This is a genomic window from Polycladospora coralii (genome assembly GCF_014773435.2).
Lineage (GTDB): Bacteria > Bacillota > Bacilli > Thermoactinomycetales > Thermoactinomycetaceae > Polycladospora > Polycladospora coralii.
In genome coordinates this window covers 307536-324612 of sequence record NZ_JACXAG020000002.1, presented here as the reverse complement: position 1 = coordinate 324612, position 17077 = coordinate 307536, and the positions used below count along the sequence as shown (strand labels likewise).

The 17077-nt window shown below is 39.5% G+C and carries 17 protein-coding genes, 1 other RNA gene, 1 pseudogene and 1 other annotated feature; of the genes and pseudogenes, 7 read left to right on the top strand and 12 right to left on the bottom strand.

From position 1 onward, the window contains the following. Nucleotides 1–61: 61 nt before the first annotated feature. Nucleotides 62–1387, top strand: a complete 1326-nt coding sequence (locus IC619_RS05765) for an AAA family ATPase (RefSeq protein ID WP_191139045.1) — start codon at nt 62–64, stop codon at nt 1385–1387. A 71-nt stretch (nt 1388–1458) separates the two neighbouring features. Continuing rightward, nucleotides 1459–1890, top strand: coding sequence for a ferritin-like domain-containing protein (locus IC619_RS05760; RefSeq protein ID WP_191139046.1), 432 nt, complete (start codon nt 1459–1461; stop codon nt 1888–1890). 93 nt (nt 1891–1983) lie between these two features. Here the strand turns inward: IC619_RS05760 and IC619_RS05755 are convergent, their stop codons facing one another. Beyond that, nucleotides 1984–2742 (bottom strand): alpha/beta fold hydrolase, encoded by a 759-nt coding sequence (locus IC619_RS05755; protein ID WP_347239763.1) that lies wholly within the window; start codon nt 2740–2742, stop codon nt 1984–1986. A 369-nt stretch (nt 2743–3111) separates the two neighbouring features. Between IC619_RS05755 and IC619_RS05750 the strand changes: the two genes are divergently transcribed. After that, entirely contained in the window at nt 3112–3738 is a 627-nt protein-coding gene (locus IC619_RS05750) for a spore coat protein (RefSeq protein WP_249669724.1), read from the top strand. A gap of 20 nt (nt 3739–3758) precedes the next feature. Here IC619_RS05750 and IC619_RS05745 read toward each other — a convergent pair whose 3' ends face one another. From IC619_RS05745 to IC619_RS05735, 3 genes are all read right to left on the bottom strand, one after another. After that, the gene (locus tag IC619_RS05745) at nt 3759–4202 is read right to left on the bottom strand and encodes an SRPBCC domain-containing protein (protein ID WP_191139047.1); all 444 of its coding nucleotides are present in this window, start codon (nt 4200–4202) and stop codon (nt 3759–3761) included. Nucleotides 4203–4230: 28 nt separating this feature from the next. After that, nucleotides 4231–4833 carry a TetR/AcrR family transcriptional regulator gene (locus IC619_RS05740; RefSeq protein ID WP_191139048.1) on the bottom strand — a complete coding sequence of 201 codons (603 nt, stop codon included), beginning with the start codon at nt 4831–4833 and terminating at the stop codon, nt 4231–4233. Nucleotides 4834–4969: 136 nt separating this feature from the next. Continuing rightward, a complete protein-coding gene (locus IC619_RS05735; protein WP_191139049.1) occupies nt 4970–5278 on the bottom strand; it encodes a hypothetical protein in 309 nt (102 codons plus the stop codon). 96 nt (nt 5279–5374) lie between these two features. Between IC619_RS05735 and IC619_RS05730 the strand changes: the two genes are divergently transcribed. From IC619_RS05730 to IC619_RS05720, 3 genes are all read left to right on the top strand, one after another. Next, nucleotides 5375–5845: a GNAT family N-acetyltransferase gene (locus tag IC619_RS05730; protein ID WP_191139050.1), complete on the top strand. Its 471-nt coding sequence runs from the start codon at nt 5375–5377 to the stop codon at nt 5843–5845. A gap of 909 nt (nt 5846–6754) precedes the next feature. Beyond that, entirely contained in the window at nt 6755–7276 is a 522-nt protein-coding gene (locus tag IC619_RS05725; RefSeq protein ID WP_191139051.1) for a hypothetical protein, read from the top strand. 283 nt (nt 7277–7559) lie between these two features. Beyond that, on the top strand, nt 7560–7844 hold the full coding sequence (locus IC619_RS05720; protein ID WP_191139052.1) for a hypothetical protein: 285 nt from the start codon (nt 7560–7562) through the stop codon (nt 7842–7844). A gap of 230 nt (nt 7845–8074) precedes the next feature. Here IC619_RS05720 and IC619_RS05715 read toward each other — a convergent pair. From IC619_RS05715 to hisS, 7 genes and pseudogenes are all read right to left on the bottom strand, one after another. Beyond that, nucleotides 8075–8521: pseudogene (locus IC619_RS05715) on the bottom strand (RNA-guided endonuclease TnpB family protein); the annotation flags it as partial. A 208-nt stretch (nt 8522–8729) separates the two neighbouring features. Beyond that, complete coding sequence (locus IC619_RS05710) at nt 8730–10445, bottom strand: AMP-binding protein (RefSeq protein WP_191139053.1); 1716 nt, start codon at nt 10443–10445, stop codon at nt 8730–8732. 236 nt (nt 10446–10681) lie between these two features. Next, nucleotides 10682–11257 (bottom strand): GNAT family N-acetyltransferase, encoded by a 576-nt coding sequence (locus IC619_RS05705; RefSeq protein ID WP_191139054.1) that lies wholly within the window; start codon nt 11255–11257, stop codon nt 10682–10684. Between the two features lie 177 nt (nt 11258–11434). Beyond that, nucleotides 11435–11998, bottom strand: a complete 564-nt coding sequence (locus tag IC619_RS05700) for a 5' nucleotidase, NT5C type (protein WP_224749504.1) — start codon at nt 11996–11998, stop codon at nt 11435–11437. Nucleotides 11999–12168: 170 nt separating this feature from the next. Then, nucleotides 12169–12346, bottom strand: a non-coding RNA gene (ssrS, locus tag IC619_RS05695) — 6S RNA. Nucleotides 12347–12432: 86 nt separating this feature from the next. Then, nucleotides 12433–14205: an aspartate--tRNA ligase gene (gene aspS / locus IC619_RS05690; RefSeq protein ID WP_191139056.1), complete on the bottom strand. Its 1773-nt coding sequence runs from the start codon at nt 14203–14205 to the stop codon at nt 12433–12435. Between the two features lie 12 nt (nt 14206–14217). Then, entirely contained in the window at nt 14218–15480 is a 1263-nt protein-coding gene (gene hisS, locus IC619_RS05685) for a histidine--tRNA ligase (protein ID WP_191139057.1), read from the bottom strand. A 55-nt stretch (nt 15481–15535) separates the two neighbouring features. Then, nucleotides 15536–15786, bottom strand: a binding site (T-box leader). Nucleotides 15787–15981: 195 nt separating this feature from the next. Here hisS and IC619_RS05680 point away from each other — a divergent pair. Then, the gene (locus IC619_RS05680; protein ID WP_191139058.1) at nt 15982–16359 is read left to right on the top strand and encodes a DUF423 domain-containing protein; all 378 of its coding nucleotides are present in this window, start codon (nt 15982–15984) and stop codon (nt 16357–16359) included. Between the two features lie 316 nt (nt 16360–16675). On the opposite strand, the gene IC619_RS17315 is transcribed toward IC619_RS05680, so the two are convergent. Next, nucleotides 16676–16918 carry a transglutaminase-like domain-containing protein gene (locus tag IC619_RS17315; protein WP_191139360.1) on the bottom strand — a complete coding sequence of 81 codons (243 nt, stop codon included), beginning with the start codon at nt 16916–16918 and terminating at the stop codon, nt 16676–16678. Nucleotides 16919–17077 lie beyond the last annotated feature (159 nt).

Sequence of the window (17077 nt, the reverse complement as noted above, 5' to 3'; positions counted from 1 at the left end):
TTACAAGTGAATTAATATCCATAATTTTTCTATTTAACCGTCAGTGAAAGAGTGATGATTCGTGGATCTTTTTGAATTTGGTAGTCAACAAACACATAAAACGAAAGTACCACTTGCGGCCCGGATACGCCCACGCCATATCAATGAAATGGTTGGTCAAGCACATCTATTAGGTAAAGGAAGATTACTTCGTAGAGCGATCGAAGCAGATCAAATTTCATCGATCATTTTACATGGTCCTCCTGGAACAGGAAAAACAACACTTGCACATGTTATAGCTGGAACCACAAAAGCTTACTTTGAACAATTAAATGCGGTTACGGCTGGCATTCCAGATATTCGACGAATTGTAGAAGATGCAAAGAAAAGACTTACTTTACACGATCAACGCACGCTATTATTTATTGATGAAATACACCGCTTTAATCGCGCACAACAAGATGCGCTTTTACCACATGTAGAAGAGGGTACAATTCAACTCATCGGTGCGACCACTGAAAATCCCTCTTTTGAAGTGAATCAAGCTCTGTTATCACGATCGCGTATTTTCTTACTTCATCCTCTTCGTGATAAAGATGTAAGAGCGATTCTTGATCGGGCGCTAACCGATTTAGAGCGAGGAATGGGTGAATATAAAGTACATGTGGAGGATGAGGCCTTTACGCATTTGATTCGTGTAGCAGGAGGAGATTGCCGCGATGCTTTAAATGCCCTAGAACTAGCCATACTAACGACTCCACCTGATTCAGATGGCATTCGTTACATCACTCTGCAAATTGCGGAGGAATCCATTCAACAAAAAAGAATTCGCTATGACAAAGATAAAGATCAACACTATGATACCATTTCTGCTTTCATCAAAAGTATGCGCGGTTCTGATCCTGATGCCGCTCTATATTATTTAGCAAAAATGTTACAAGCGGGGGAAGATCCTCGCTTCATTGCAAGACGTATTTTTGTACATGCTGCTGAAGACGTAGGAATGGCTGATCCTCGCGCTCTGCTTATCGCGTCATCCACTGCGCATGCAGTTGATTATATCGGGTTGCCAGAAGCAAGAATTCCATTAGCTGAAGCTGTACTTTACATCGCTACTGCACCTAAAAGTAACAGTGTAATCAAAGGAATCGATCAAGCGACTAAAGCTGTTCAATCCGAGCAATTTGCACATGTCCCTTCACACTTGCGTGATACACATGCTTCGCAAGACATTGTTTCTTCCGATCGTGGTATCGGTTATTTATATCCGCATGAATATCCTCGTCATTATGTAAAACAACAATATTTGCCTGATGAACATTTGCAAAAACAGTTTTATGAACCTTCTTCCCAAGGATATGAAGGGAAATTAATGCGGTTTCTGGAATGGATGAAGGAGGATCTTTAAAAATTAATGCATGAAAATATTAAAATCGGGTAATGTCTAATAGAAGACACTTTTAAAGGAGCGGATCAGAAATGGATGCAAATAAAAAACAATTACTCGATGGACTAAATGAAGATTTAGCACAAGAATTAACAGCCATTCATCAGTATATCTATAATGCTGCTGTTGTTACTGGCTTGGCCCGCTTAACACTGAAAGATTTTTTTGAAGCAGAAGCTTCTGATGAAGCAAGTCATGCACAGTATTTAGCAGATAAAATCGCCACATTAGGTGGTGAACCGGTTGTTAATTCTTATGAGGTAAAGAGAACTCGGGATGTAAAAGAAATGTTAGAGGTCACTTTACAAGCTGAAATTGACACGATTAAGCGCTATACAGAGCGTATTCAACAAGCTGAAGCATGTGGTGAAATTGAGTTAAAAATTAAACTGGAAGATCTTATTGCAGATGAAACCAGGCATAAAGAAGAGATGGAACGTCTGTTACAAGATAGTCGCCTGTAAACCATAAAAGACTAAAAATCCAAAATCAGAAAATGAACTCTCCAGCAATCTGAACTTCCTCTCATCTATAGATGAGAGGAAGTTTTTTTCATTTTATGATCCATCCATAAATCCTTTAATCAATCTGTAGACAGCGTTTGGATGAGTGAGTGTTACCATATGGTCTGCACCCGAAACTTGTTCCGATCGAATATGAGGAACAACCTGAAAACAGGTAGCAACTCGAAAGTTTTCTTTCGAATCTTCAGAACCTATAATGAAAAGCGTTTCCGCTTCTAATCGTTCTAATCTTTCTGCTGTCAGAGGTTGAGGCCAAATCATTTCAAAAATTGGCCAAGTCAACATGCGTTTACAATGGTCAGATAACATCTGAACCATTAAATCCAGCTGTGGATGTTTAGTAATGATTTGATACATGGGTGCACGTAGAGCACGTGTGACCATTTTTTCAATATCTGGCGCTTCGTTCAATATTTCCTTCATTTCATTATTGAATTCATTGGAATACGTATACCCGGATAAAGAAGGTGCAATTAATACCAATTTTGATACACGATCCGGTTTATGCATTGCAAAATCAGTGGCAATCTGTCCACCCATTGAGTGACCCACGAGCGTCACTTCTTTCAGATTTAAATGGTCTAAGAGTAAACCTACATCTTCTACATAGTTTGCATATTTAATTGGTGATGGGGATCGACCCGCTCCACGACCGTCAAATGAGATCACCTCGTAGTGCTTTGATAATAGTGGCGCTATATACATCCAGTCCCGCAAATCTGCACCCCCACTATGAAGAAAAACGATAGGTTCTCCCTTTCCATATCTCTCATAATATAAATCCAATTTCATCCTCCATTCATCCTTTTTCATATGTGCATATACTGCCATTCTGATTTAAGAATACGATACACAGTATGACCAACATATGCTTGTTGTCCGTTTAATTCCCCACTTTGGAACCGCTTGCCTTTTTATTTTTAGTAGCTATTGATGCAGATTCATTTAATTGACCTTCATTATGTAAACATAGGAGGCGCCTCTATCTTTCATATATTTATAATTAATAATTATTTTTAAACCGGAATCGACATACCCATTTTTTCATGGCTGCAAAAACCCTCTTCATGCGAGCCATTTTATGTTATCAATCGGATAAAAAAGAAGGACACATCACATATTAATAACTAAGTTTTTTAATATCAACTTGGAGGAGATACAATGCAACAGCAATCACAAATGAGTGGATCTGAAAGTATCCAATACGGACAAGTACCAGCCCATTTAAACCATGGTGCACATGAAATTGAAGATATACATGAAGTATTATCTAGTTGTATCAATTGTATGGATCAGTACACATTGTATAAACAACATTGTCAAAGCCCGGAATTACGTGACATCATCGAACGACAATACCAAGCGGTACAACAAGAATATAATACTTTATTAGACTGCTTCTCTACCGGTCAAGATCCCCAAGTTCCAACTCAAGCTTATAACATGCAACAAGAAAATAATGTCACTTTTGGCATGCAATCTACAGCTCCGCATCAACCCTGTCAAGATGCTAGTCAATTTGGAGACCAACAGATCGCAGCTGGAATGTTAGATCTGCAAAAATCTCGCTCTCTCTTACAAGCTGGAGCAGCTTGTGAAGTAACCAATCCTGTTGTACGCCGTGTGTTATCTGCAAGTATACCAAACAGTGTCGAAATGGCATATGAAATTTTCTTGTATCAAAACCAAAATGGCTTCTACTGTGTTCCTCAATTTACACAAGAACAATCTACACAACTCATCCAATCATTTGAACCCGCTCATTTTCAGTCGACACCTTTACATTAAATGTGTTTCACTGGTGCTGTCTATGCAGACAGCACTTTTCCTTCTATATGTTCTTTCAATGCTTCATTCATCAATATAAAACCCTGCTTCGTATTTTGATCCAATTGTTTTTTCATAAATGGTACCAAGATTCCTTTAAAAATCTCTCGATGCACCAATATTACATGATTATGATCCATCTCTTCAATTTCAAAGATATGCTCCCCATCAAAAATACCTGGCAGAAGAACTCGTCCCAACCATCGTAATTCTTTCATTTCTTCTCTTACCAATACTTTGGGGCGAAAAGTCATTTTTTTGGCTTGAGGTGGGCTAATTTCTACTTGTATCCTTTCTCCCACTTTCAATTCTCCTGTAATTTTCATAAAGGGATTCCACTCCGGATAAGATACAACATGCATTAAATGCGTCCATACCACTTCTTTAGAAGCATTGATTTCAATTGTCGTCTTTATCTCTTTCATATCCTGCTCCTCGCCCAAAGTATTTATTTTATTTGCCAAGCATTCTTCCCGACAACAACCACTGTATCCCCTTCCAACCTTCTCCCTGAAGCATCGAGAGTTCATCATCATTTAAACTAGATCGAATGGTTAACCCATCGACCATCGCTTGAATAATCGCCGCGTATGTATGTAATTCATCCTCTTTCCCTGTAAAGCCACACTGCTCCAAAACTTCTTGAACACCAGCCTGCATCTCGCGGTAGATGGCATCCAATTCAATCGCTAGTTTAGGTTGTAATCGGCTTTCTAACCACAAACTGAGTAACATCGTAAACCATTCAGGATGTTCACGACGCAAAGATACAATGTAAGTATACGCCTTAGCAAGTAACTCATCTTTATTAGAGACTTCTGATAACTGACGCATGGTATTAGGAATCCCTTTTCCTATCATACGTTCTCTCACGATGGCTACCAAAAGCCCTTCTTTGTTCTCAAAATAATACGAAATGAGCCCCTGGGCAACATCAGCTTCCTTAGCAATTTGTTTCATTGATGTATGTGCATAACCAAAGCGACCAAACAGACGATAGCCCGCACTCAATATTCTTTCTTTACGATTATCTTTTGTACTTTTTTGTATATTCATGTTAACCCTCCAAACGTCAAGTGGGTGCACATTTATTATAATATTAATTGGTCGTTCAATCAATATCATAAACCTTTTTATTTCTATTTTTTAAATAGGCAGTTAAGGATTCCCACTTAACTGCCTTACATGTTTATCAAGCCTTCGTCCATAACGTGGTACCATAACCTTCTGAAGCACTTACTTGTGAAATTTGTGTTTCAGCAGCATTAACAGATAGGCGCAGCGTCCCTGAATTCGATAAGGTATTTGGTGGTACATCATCCCATTGACCTAGTATGATTCCAGTTCCGTCTGGTAGATATGAACCCGTAAAAATGTTTGAAAAGGGGGAACTACCACCGTTACTTGAATACCAAATAATCGTTTTTGCTGTATCCGTTTCAAGTTCTCGTATTTGCGTTACAGAACCATCGTTTCCATTCCATGTACCTGTCAGTGACATATGAACACCTCCTTTTTATAAACACTTCTATATATATATGCTAAAATTTATAATATGTGATTGTTATATTTAATAGATACAGGAGTTGAAATAGTATTGAAAACAGATATTCAAATTAGGCCCCTGCTTGAAACGGATATTGAGGACATCCTACAACTAACTAGCCGGTATGCTGAGTTTGACCTTCCGAACTGGCGCGACCGTCCTTCTTTTGAACAAGCACAAAAAGAACTTCATCAGGCTGACATTTATTGCCTCGAAGAACAATCAAAACATTTTGTCGCAATCGATACCAACCAATTGTTTCTCGGCTACATTTATATTGGCATTTCAGTAGATTTTTTCACCAAAGAGACCCAAGGATTTATTAAATCATTGGCCGTTACAAAGCAGGCTGAAGGGCGTGGTGTTGGTATGAAACTCTTAGATTTTGCTGAAACATGGAGCAGAAAACAAGGTTTAAAAACGATCGTCTTAAATGTCTTCGCCAACAATAGCCGAGCTAAAACACGATACGAAAGAGCAGGTTATCAAGCAGAGACCATTAAATACGTTAAGCCACTATAGCGAAGAGGGAGTTTCGATCCCCCCTCTTTGTTATAGATTAAGGCGTCACGGTGTAGGTATTCATACTATCCGTTGAAACTACATTAAAATAAGTTTTAACGCCATAAGCGATACCACCACCGCTATCTTTTACCCCTTTCATCTACAAGAATCGTGACCTGATCTAAATTTTCGCTGTTAAGATCCCAAATTAACATACGCGCATGACCATCATCGTTATTTGCTCCAGTAATTTTGAAGTTTCTCGCTTTCAAGTTTCCTATGGGTTCCAGCCTTCGCTTCCTCACTAGTACCAGCGGCAAGCGCATCTTCTTTATTTCTTATTATTTCACTCCTGCATAAATAATTCCTCTTATGTTTGTACTTCGTTTATAAATAGCATTTATCAGCTCTGATGATTATCCAAAAATAGGAATTTCATGTAATGGGTATCTCTCCAAACATGCAGATAAAACCATCTTCCATTCCATTGAAAGGTCCTCCAGTAATCATAATCGAACAAATCGTTTAATAGATAAAGATTTGAAGCGCAAAACCGATGGTTCTGCACTTTCATTACGTATGTAATTCGTAAACATAGTAGACTTGCTCATGAGATCGTCCTCCTTAGACTGTTTGCTAGACACAATCATTTTAATTGGAGTTCGATCTTCTTTCAATTCCTTTAGGATTAAAAATCGTCGCTATTCAAATTGCCTATTCAGGTTAATCTCCAGTCTTGGACTGATTTAAATATACAATTGTATCGATACCTATCTGTGTGGGAAGAGGAATAGCGGCATAACAAAAAATTGGGGTTTGATTCAATGTATAGAGGTTTAGTCAAATTATATATCTGAAAATAAGATAGAAGTAGTAGAGCATTTCAAAATAAGTTTTGTATAAATATAAACGAGAGGGTTGATGTTTTTGAAAAAAGCAGATTCTACGGCTTCTTCGGGGATTGGTAAAAAAAAAATAAAAGGTAAGAAAAATGCATATGCGAAACATATGCCACAAAAAAAACCTAAATTGGTTTCAAAGAAAAAATGTGGGGATGTCTTTGTTCATTGTAACGAAAGTAAGGATAAAAGTACGCCTGTGTGTTCTTTTACGCCTACACTTTTTAGTGGATTTATCCTAGAGTTCGATTTAGAGTCGGAAGGAAATCGAACGATATTCATTAATCAGGTTATGGGAGATTATCCTACAGTGTTTTCTGTTGGAGCTGGATTTAATCCTGATACAGCGACGATAACATTGAAAGTAATAACCAAGGATAATACCACTAAAACCTACGTATTAAATTCTGGAACTGTTATTGCTCTGGAAGAAGAAAACCTAGATCGATTGGAGCTTTGTAATACGAGTAGTGATCTCGTCCGCTTTACCGTGGAGTTAAATGTCAACTATCTCATTTGTAAACCATTTGAAGGCACAAGCCATTCATAAATCGTTTTAAGCGTACAAGATTTAGCCCCCTTAATATATATAGTTTAAAGACTTGTCAGGTGGCAAGTCTTATTTATTTAACTTGATATATGTATTGTTGTCATACATTAATATGATACATGGAGGTTTAAATTGAAAATAGACTATATGAGTTGTGGACCGCAGACTGGCTATGAAATCGAAGCAGAGCTTGAAGTAGAGGGTAGAGATCAGTATATCGGCACCATTTGTTGCGAAAGCATCTATCCTCGATTAAAAAAAAGGAAGAAGAACAGAAGGTGTTATGCAAACAAGAAGAAACAAGTGGGCGCAAACTGTATTAACCTCGTATGGATGGGATCAATTATATCAGTGGATTGAAGAAAATCCTGCTTACCCGATTATAAGATATAAACTGATTGTCAAAATGATTTTTGCAGGTGCAGACCTTCATCATGAGACATTATTTCACCATTTAAAGGGGCGTAAAAAGCGAACCGATAGGTTGTCAGCGCAATATCAGATATGGCCACAAAATGGCACCTCGTATATTTCGGAACTGAGCATGTATCCCATTGAATTGGCATAAATGCACTTTAAACTGGAACTTCAGTTGATCAATCAAGTGATTAAAAAATTACATAAGCTGGCAACGAATGCCTATCAGGATCCCATCAAAGAAGTGTGAGCAAGTTGACTCGCTAGGGTTTGGCTATAGTGATGCTGTTATAGCTCCCTCCACCTACGCTAACACTAAGAGGTGGTTTATTCTTGAGTAGTCCCACCTACTGACGCTCAGACCGTAGTTCCTACGGCGATTCATTTTAAACCTTCTTGCAAAATGTTAGTCGCAACGTTGATATCCCGATCATGCCCAGTTTGGCACTCTGGACATGTCCACGCTCTCAGGTTCAGATTCTTCACGTCTTTGTTTCTATAACCACAACAAGAGCAGAGTTGGCTAGATGGAAACGTCTTACCTACTTTAACAACGGTTCTTCCGTGCCATTGCGCCATGTACGCCAGTATGGAAACGAACTCCGACCATGAAGCATATGTAATGGATTTCGCCAACTTGCGATTCTTTACCATGTTTTTTACCTGTAAGTCTTCGATGCTGATCGTTTGGTTTTCACGAATCAGCTTTGTTGACAGCTTATGTAGGAAGTCATGGCGAGCATTTACAATCTTTTCATGGATACGAGCCACTTTGAAATCTTTATCTATTAAACGATTTGTTCGATTATGATTACTGGAGGACCTTTCAATGGAATGGAAGATGGTTTTATCTGCATGTTTGGAGAGATACCAATTAAATGAAATTCCTATTTTGGGATAATCATCAGACTTGAACATTTATATTATTATACCAAAATCAATGTGAATAGCTCGTTTTCTGTCGTCGTTTTGCTGTATGACCAGACAGAAGAGCGTATGATGTGTTCACCAATCATACGCTCTTCCCGAAGATAATTTATGAACCTAATTTGGATTCAGCGACTTGTTGTTCATAAAGCTGACGTGCTTCTTCCTTTAACGTGCGGCGTAATACTTTACCAACAGAAGATTTAGGTAATTCAGAGCGGAATTCATAAATACGCGGCACTTTATACTTTACCAAGCGTTCCCTTGCAAATCGATCTAATTCTTCTTCTGAAGCTAATTCCCCTTCTTTAAATACAACGACTGCTTTAACTGTTTCACCGCGATAAGGATCCGGAGCACCTATTACAACTACTTCTTGAATAGATGGATGTTCAAATAAGACCTCCTCTACTTCGCGAGGATAAATATTAAACCCACTTGCAATGATTACATCTTTTTTGCGATCTACAATGTAAAAATACCCATCTTCATCCATTCGAGCGATATCTCCTGTCTTTAGCCAACCATCTTGTAGAACTTGATCAGTCTCTTTCGGATTATTCCAATAACCTAACATGATTTGTGGCCCTTTTACCAGTAATTCACCCTGTTCGTTTACATCTACGGGTTCACCCGTCTCCGGGTTCACAATCCGCGCATCCGTATCTGGCCACGGTAGTCCGATCGTACCCACTTTCTTCCGGTCCCAAATGAGATTAGAGTGGGTTACGGGAGATGCTTCAGTCAAACCGTATCCTTCGACAAGAAATCCTTTGGTTATTTCTTCGAATTTTTCTTGTACTTCATGTGGAAGCGAAGATGAACCGCTTACACAAGCCTCAATGGAAGATAAATCATATTGATGAATTTTGGGGTGATTGATCAGTCCGATATAGGTGGTAGGTGCACCCGGAAAAAAGGATGGCTTATATTTATCGATTAATTTCAAAATTAGCGACAAATCTTTTTCAAAACGTGGGACGATCACCATGGTTAAACCTTCTGCAATCGCAAAGTTCATTACTGTAGTCATTCCATACACATGCACAAATGGAATGACAGCCATAATGGAACCTTGTCCACGCTCCGTTTTGTAAAACCAAGCTCTAGCCTGCCTCATATTGGCAATCAAATTCCCATGAGATAACATCGCACCTTTAGCAAGTCCAGTAGTTCCTCCTGTATATTGTAACAAAGCTAAGTCATCTGATGAATGATATACAGGCTGTATGGGCGTATCATCTGATGATTGGATCAGTTCCATAAATGGATAAAACTCTCCCTTAGATGATAACTTCACATACATGCCGTCTATTTTGGCTTTTATGGGATACAATATTTTTTTGAGCGGAGGAAGGTAATCTTTCATGCTGGTCACCACGATCGTGTCTAATTGTGTTTCAGATTGTAAGCGCTTTACTTTATTGTAAACCAAATCTAAACAAATGATGGTTTTCATGCCAGAATCGGTCAGTTGATGCCTTAATTCTCGCTCTGTATACAAGGGATTTACCTGCACCACAACTGCTCCCACCATGAGAGAAGCGTAATAAGCGATCACCGCTTGTGGGGAGTTGGGTAGCATAATACCGATACGCTCTCCTTTTTCTACACCGATCCGCTTTAATGCGTGCGCAAAACGGTATACATCTTTTAATAATTCCTGAAAAGTCAGGTCTTTACCTAGAAATCGAATAGAAATTTTGTTAGGAAAGTCACTTGCGGTTTGGATAAGAAGCTGCGGAAGAGGAACCTTAGGATACTCTACTGAATAAGGCACTTCAGGTGGATAATTTTGGTGCCATAATCTTTCTATTTCACTCATTTATCTTTTCATCCTCTCCAATTGAATGATTATTATTTAAAATTTATGATTATTCCTCCTATATTTATTTTAACCTGTTTATCATCGAATTTGAAGCCTACTCAAGATTATTTCTTGCGTATTTTCAATATATTATTCCTGAAAGCAAATCTGCTCACCACCTTTACTCCGCTCATAAGTGGTGAGCAGTTCACAATCTGAATTTTGTATACCTCTTCTACCCTCTTAGATCCGAATTAAATCAATTGGCTCAGTCTTGCTTGCAAATTTTCAGACACCTCAGACCATTCCGTTGCTATGATGCTATATATAACGGCGTCACGAACATATCCGTCATCGAGCTGTCTTTCATTCCGTAACACGCCTTCTTTTACCGCCCCTAATTTCTCAATAGCACGTTGCGCTCTTTGGTTACGTAAATCGGTTTTTATTTGTACACGTACCACATTTAAGGTTTCAAAGGCATACTGAAGGAGTAGCCATTTACATTCCGTGTTAACCAATGTGCCTCTCGCTTCAGGTGCGTACCATGTATGGCCTAACTCAATCGTTCGTTCTTTCGCTTGATAATTGTAGAGCCTACTAGAGCCAATGATTTGATTAAAGCGGTTATCGATGACCACAAATGGAAATACCGTGCCTGCTTGATGCTCCGCTAGTGTTTTTTTTACAATGCGCTCATAATCCCTTAGTGTGTTCAATCCACCTATTAAATAAGAGGTAATAGATGGGTCTCTTTGAATAATTCGATATAATTTTTCTACATCAGTATGCATCAGTAACTTTAGATGGACAATTTTCCCCAGAAGCATATATTTTTCAGCACCTTTATCTCTATTTTATTAGGTATGTCGATTTCCATGATTTTCGGTTTTAGCATCGTGTATTTTGCTCTCCATGCACTTCCTCATTTTAGTTAATCGACACGCATGATATTTTATGTTCTATCTCTATTCTTATTTTAGCAGGAACAACAAAAAAAGCCACCGTTAGCGGTAGCGATCTATTAAATCATAAACTTGACGCCAATCATCCATACGCTGAGCTTTGTGAGGAAAATCACGATTATAATTCGCGTCCATAATGACTGTACGGATCCCCTTGCGTATTAGGTTTTGCAAGTGGTCAGGCGCATCTTCAAAAAATAAATCAATTTGAAGTTTATGCGCTACTTCTGCTTTATCTTGCGCATTCATAATTAAATTTTCTCCTGTATAAGGAAAACCATGTTGCTGTAACCAGTGCTTGGTAATTTTTTCAATTTTATATAATCCAGGACGTGCTGTAATATATGTAATTTGGTGCCCTTGTGATGCTAAATCATTTAACACTTCCGAAGCATGGGGCATTGGCAGCCCCACCGTATAAATCTTACTTTCTAAACTCCTCCACAACGCTTTCCCTTCTTGTGGTGTAAGTCCATAGGCTTGATCTAAATAAAAATCGGTTATATCCTCGGATTGAACATTCCGATTTAACTTTTCATTATAAATGCTTCGTGCCGCTTCATGCGTGTTTTTTATCGTACCGTCAATATCAATACCTAATCTCATATTCAACCGCCGCTCCGTTTCCTTGTGCCACCAGCAATCTATAAACTTAATCCCTCAAAGAACAATCTTATTCCTTATGTTCCCACTGATTAATGGATCTATTCAATACCAAGATAAATAAGATCAAATGATCGTGTTGTAATAAAATTAAAAAAACAATATAAAAAAAACAAAGTCCCATTATGCCGTGCACCTCAAGTTTTGAACCTGCTCTCGCAGGTGGGTGCCCTGCACCTAGGTTTACAAGTCCGCTTTAATAACGGCGTTTGCTCACATAGATGACTCAAGCTCCCGCATAAAAAGTGTTGGCTCAAAACTATAAGGCGATCACTAACATCGCAGGACATTGTTACGTTCTTGCTGTTGTTCTTATAATATCAAAATCGAGCCCTGGTTTCAATAGTTTCCTATCTGGAAAAAGCACATGATTTCCGCTATTTTTTTCCATCTCTAAGTTGAATATGAAGCTCTTGGAGTTGGTTTTCATCAACTTTAGCAGGTGCATTCGTCATTAAACATCTTGCACTTCTAGTTTTCGGAAAAGCAATACACTCCTGTAAATTGTTACGACCAGACATCAGCATGATGAGACGATCAAATCCAAATGCAATGCCACCATGTGGAGGTGCTCCAAATTCGAATGCATCGAGCAAGAAGCCAAATTTTTCTCGTGCTTCTTCATCAGAAATGCCTAATGCACGGAACATTTGCTTTTGAATATCAGCTTGATAAATCCGCTGACTTCCACCACCAATTTCAAAGCCATTTAATACGAGGTCGTATGCTTCAGCTCGAACTTGGTCTGGGGTGGATTCCAATAATGGAATATCTGACTCCATCGGCATCGTAAACGGATGATGCATGGCATAATAGCGTTCATCTTCTTCAACGTACTCCAGTAATGGAAATTCGGTGATCCATACAAATCGGTACGTTTTTTCATCTACTAAGCCCAGTTCTTTCCCTAAGCGCGTGCGGAGTCCACCTAAAACATCAGCGACAACCTGTTTTTGATCTGCTACAAAGAAGAGAATATCTCCGGTTTGCGCACTTATGGCAGATGTAATCTGCTCAATCTCCTCACGTGATAAAAATTTAGCAACAGAACCTTTTACACCTTCTTCTTTGAGTGCAATCCAAGCTAACCCTTTCGCTCCGAGGTCTTTAGCGATCTGATCCCATTTTTCTACTTCTTTTCGGCTCCAGCTTGCCGCTTCTGGGACTTTGATCGCTTTAACTTGCCCACCATTTGCGATAGCTCCACTAAATACTTTAAAGCTTGTCGTTTTGAGTACCTCTGACAAATCAATTAATTCCATTCCAAATCGTAAGTCGGGCTTATCTGAGCCAAATCGCTCCATCGCTTCTTGATAGGTCATACGCAAAAAGGGTTGTGCGATTTCTACATTAAGTACTTCTTTAAATAATGAAGCTACCATCTCTTCCATCAGTGGAAGAAGCTGCTCCATGGGTAAAAAAGAGGCTTCTATGTCGAGTTGTGTAAACTCGGGTTGGCGATCTGCTCTTAAATCTTCATCACGAAAACAACGTGCAAATTGGAAGTACCGCTCCATACCTGCCACCATAAACAACTGTTTAAACAGCTGTGGTGATTGTGGCAATGCATAAAATTCACCATCATGCACACGACTTGGCACTAAGTAATCCCGCGCACCTTCTGGTGTGCTTTTTGTAAGTACAGGTGTTTCCATTTCAATAAACCCGGCTTGATCTAGGAAACGGCGCATAAATTGCATGACTTTGTGACGAATCATCATGGTATTTTGCATCACAGGGCGTCGTAAATCTAAGTAACGATACTTTAAGCGAAGAGCTTCCTCTACTTCTCCTTCATCCTGAATGAGAAACGGCGTCATCTTTGCTTGATTGAAAATATGAACGTGTTCCGCTTCAATTTCTATTTCACCCGTCACCATGTTCGAATTGATGTTTCCTGCTTCTCGTGCCACTACTTTTCCTGTTATACTCAGAACGTATTCACTACGGACACGTTCTGCAATTTCCGCTGCCTGTGATGCTGTTTCAGGGTGAAAGACCACTTGGACGATTCCAGATCGATCACGTAAATCAATAAAAATAAGTCCACCTAAGCTACGTCTTTTCTGCACCCAACCATTTAAAACAACCGTTTCTCCAAGTATTTTTCGTGTACAATCCCTCATCTGATGCGTTCGAATCTGTGACATGATCTTTCCCTCCTATGCCTTCTCCTTTAACCAATCCAATAAGTTTGACAGCGAAACTTCTTCTTGCGATTGAGTCGCCATCGATTTTACTTTGATCTTATTTTCGGCGATTTCTTCCTCACCCAAGATAAACACGTAACGTGCTCCAGCGCGATCAGCAGCTTTAAACTGTGCTTTCATCTTACGATCCAAATAATCACGATCAACCTGGAAGCCAGCTTCACGTAAAACTTGTAATACTTTCATCCCAGCTGCCTTTGCTTGCTCTCCCATCGTGATTAGGTAGCCATCTAATCGATTCTGATTCGGAACTTGAATTTGTTGTTCTTCTAATGCAAGCATGACACGCTCAATGCCAATGCCAAATCCGACTCCTGGAACATCATCGCCACCTATCTCTTTCACCAATCCATTGTAGCGACCGCCACCACCAATCGTACTTGCCTGTGCTCCTTTTAGGTCAAGCATATATTCAAATGCGGTTTGTGTGTAATAATCTAGACCACGCACTAAGCGGTCGTTTATCACATAGTGGACACCCATTTCATCTAAATACTGCTTTACACGATCGAGATGCATTTTACTATCTTCAGAAAGATCATCGAATAGTGAAGGGGCCGCGCTGGCAATCTCTTTGGTGCGTGCATCTTTACTGTCTAAAATACGCAATGGATTCTTATATAGCCGTGATTGGGCCTCTGGGGACAATTCATCTTTATATGGCTCAAAGTATTGAATTAATTTTTCACGATAACGGGCACGCGATTCAGCATCGCCTACACTATTTAACTCAACACGTACACCTTCAAGACCTAGTGATTGAAATAAATGCATTCCCAAAGCGATTACTTCTGCATCAAGCGCAGGGTCCATACTGCCAAATGCTTCAATACCAAACTGATGAAATTGACGTGATCGCCCTGCTTGAGGTCGCTCGTAACGAAACATCGGCCCGATATAATACCATTTTGTTGGTTGGGGTTGGCCATATATTTTGTGCTCTACAAATGAGCGCACCATACCTGCTGTCCCTTCCGGTCGCAATGTCAGTTGGCGATTTCCGCGATCTGAAAAAGAGTACATCTCTTTTTCTACGATGTCAGTCGTTTCCCCGACACCACGCTTATACAGTTCAGTCTGCTCAAACATCGGCGTTCTCACTTCTTCGTAATGAAATAGCCGACAAGCATGACGCATTTGCTCCTCCACCCATTGCCACTTCTCTACCTCGCCAGGCAAAATGTCATATGTACCGCGCGGAATCTGATATGCCACTATACTCACACCCCTAATCTTAAGTATTAAAAAATCTCCCGCCACTGACGCTATGGTCAGGGACGAGAGATTGGATTAACGAAGTTTAATCTTCCCGTGGTACCACCCTAATTAAAACGCAATCCGAATGCGTTTCACTTTGGTCTTGTTAACGCCAAGAATACGTCTAATTCTACTCATCTGCTTGATTTTCGATTAGAACCTCCAGGTGTCTTTCCTCGTCTCGTTTCATGGAAAATCTTGCAGCCACGAATTTTCCTCTCTTCATGTTCGATAGACAAGTACTTTTCCTTTCACAGGTGTAAATAAAGTTGTATTTAAGAAAATATTTTAATGATCTTATTCATAAATGTCAAGAAAAAGTTGGTTTATTTTTAAAACGTATGTGTCCATCCATTATTGCCATACAATTCACCAGAGAGAATGTGATATAGTATAGCTTGATCACGACCGTATAGGATTAAAAAATAGACAGGATTGTTTTATGAAAGGGTGATCCCCATGAAACTATTTGTAATGCTAGGCAGTATAAACATGGCGCTAGCCGTAGCCATCGGTGCTTTTGGAGCGCATGGCTTAGCTTCTAAAGTAACTGTTAAAATGCTGGCCAATTGGCAAACCGGTGCCCATTACCATATCATTCACGCACTAGCTCTAGTTGCGATCGGAATTTTGATGACTCAGATGCCTTCGCAAACATCATTACTTACTTGGGCTGGCTGGCTCCTTTTCGCAGGCATAATCCTTTTTGCCGGTAGCTTATACGTAATGGTTCTCACCGATGTCACAAAACTAGGCGCGATTACCCCGATAGGCGGACTTGCGTTTATTGCGGCCTGGGTACTTGTAGCCATAAGTGCAGTAAAGCAGCTCAATTAGAAAATGCCTTGCACCATGGTCAAGGCATTTTTGAATCATCATCTCTTATATGAACCTTTTCTATCGACGTGAAGATCGGGGACTCCCATTGGACTGGCGTGTATCGGTTAAGATTTCTTGGGATATAGCTCCCATGAAAATGAACTTCCTCCATAAAATCAATTTCACGCGGTGCTCGCCACATTTTTTCACCACTTCCTTTTTGTTTTCTTTTTAGTATGCCCCGCATCAATGAAAACTTGCAGATTTACGAGCATTTAAGACGAAGACTTAAGCAGTTCCCTAGATAGAAATACTCATCCTGGGACTGCTCCTTCTATGTACTTTGAAATTGTTGCGTATACAACTGCTGATATACACCCTTTTGCTGTACCAAATCATGAAAGTTGTCATTTATAGGGATGGATTTTATTTCTACCCAAGCCTGACATTCAAAGCTCCTTGAGGCATTCACGGCTGCTCTTCTTCCAATTACCACTTGAGTTGGAAACCCTAAAGCTAGTAGTGAAGCACAAACGGCTACAGCCCTCTCAAGACATAATGCTTTTTTAGAGAATATGTTTGTGAACTACTCACCACCTACGCTAACGCTAAGAGGTAGGAGTATTCTCAGCTATATTGGATAAAAGTTTGTACCCACGAAGCTACCTTTCTAGTACGTAAATACTCGTTTACGTCAATTGAAATGGGTATACAATAGTTCGGTTCTATTTCATCT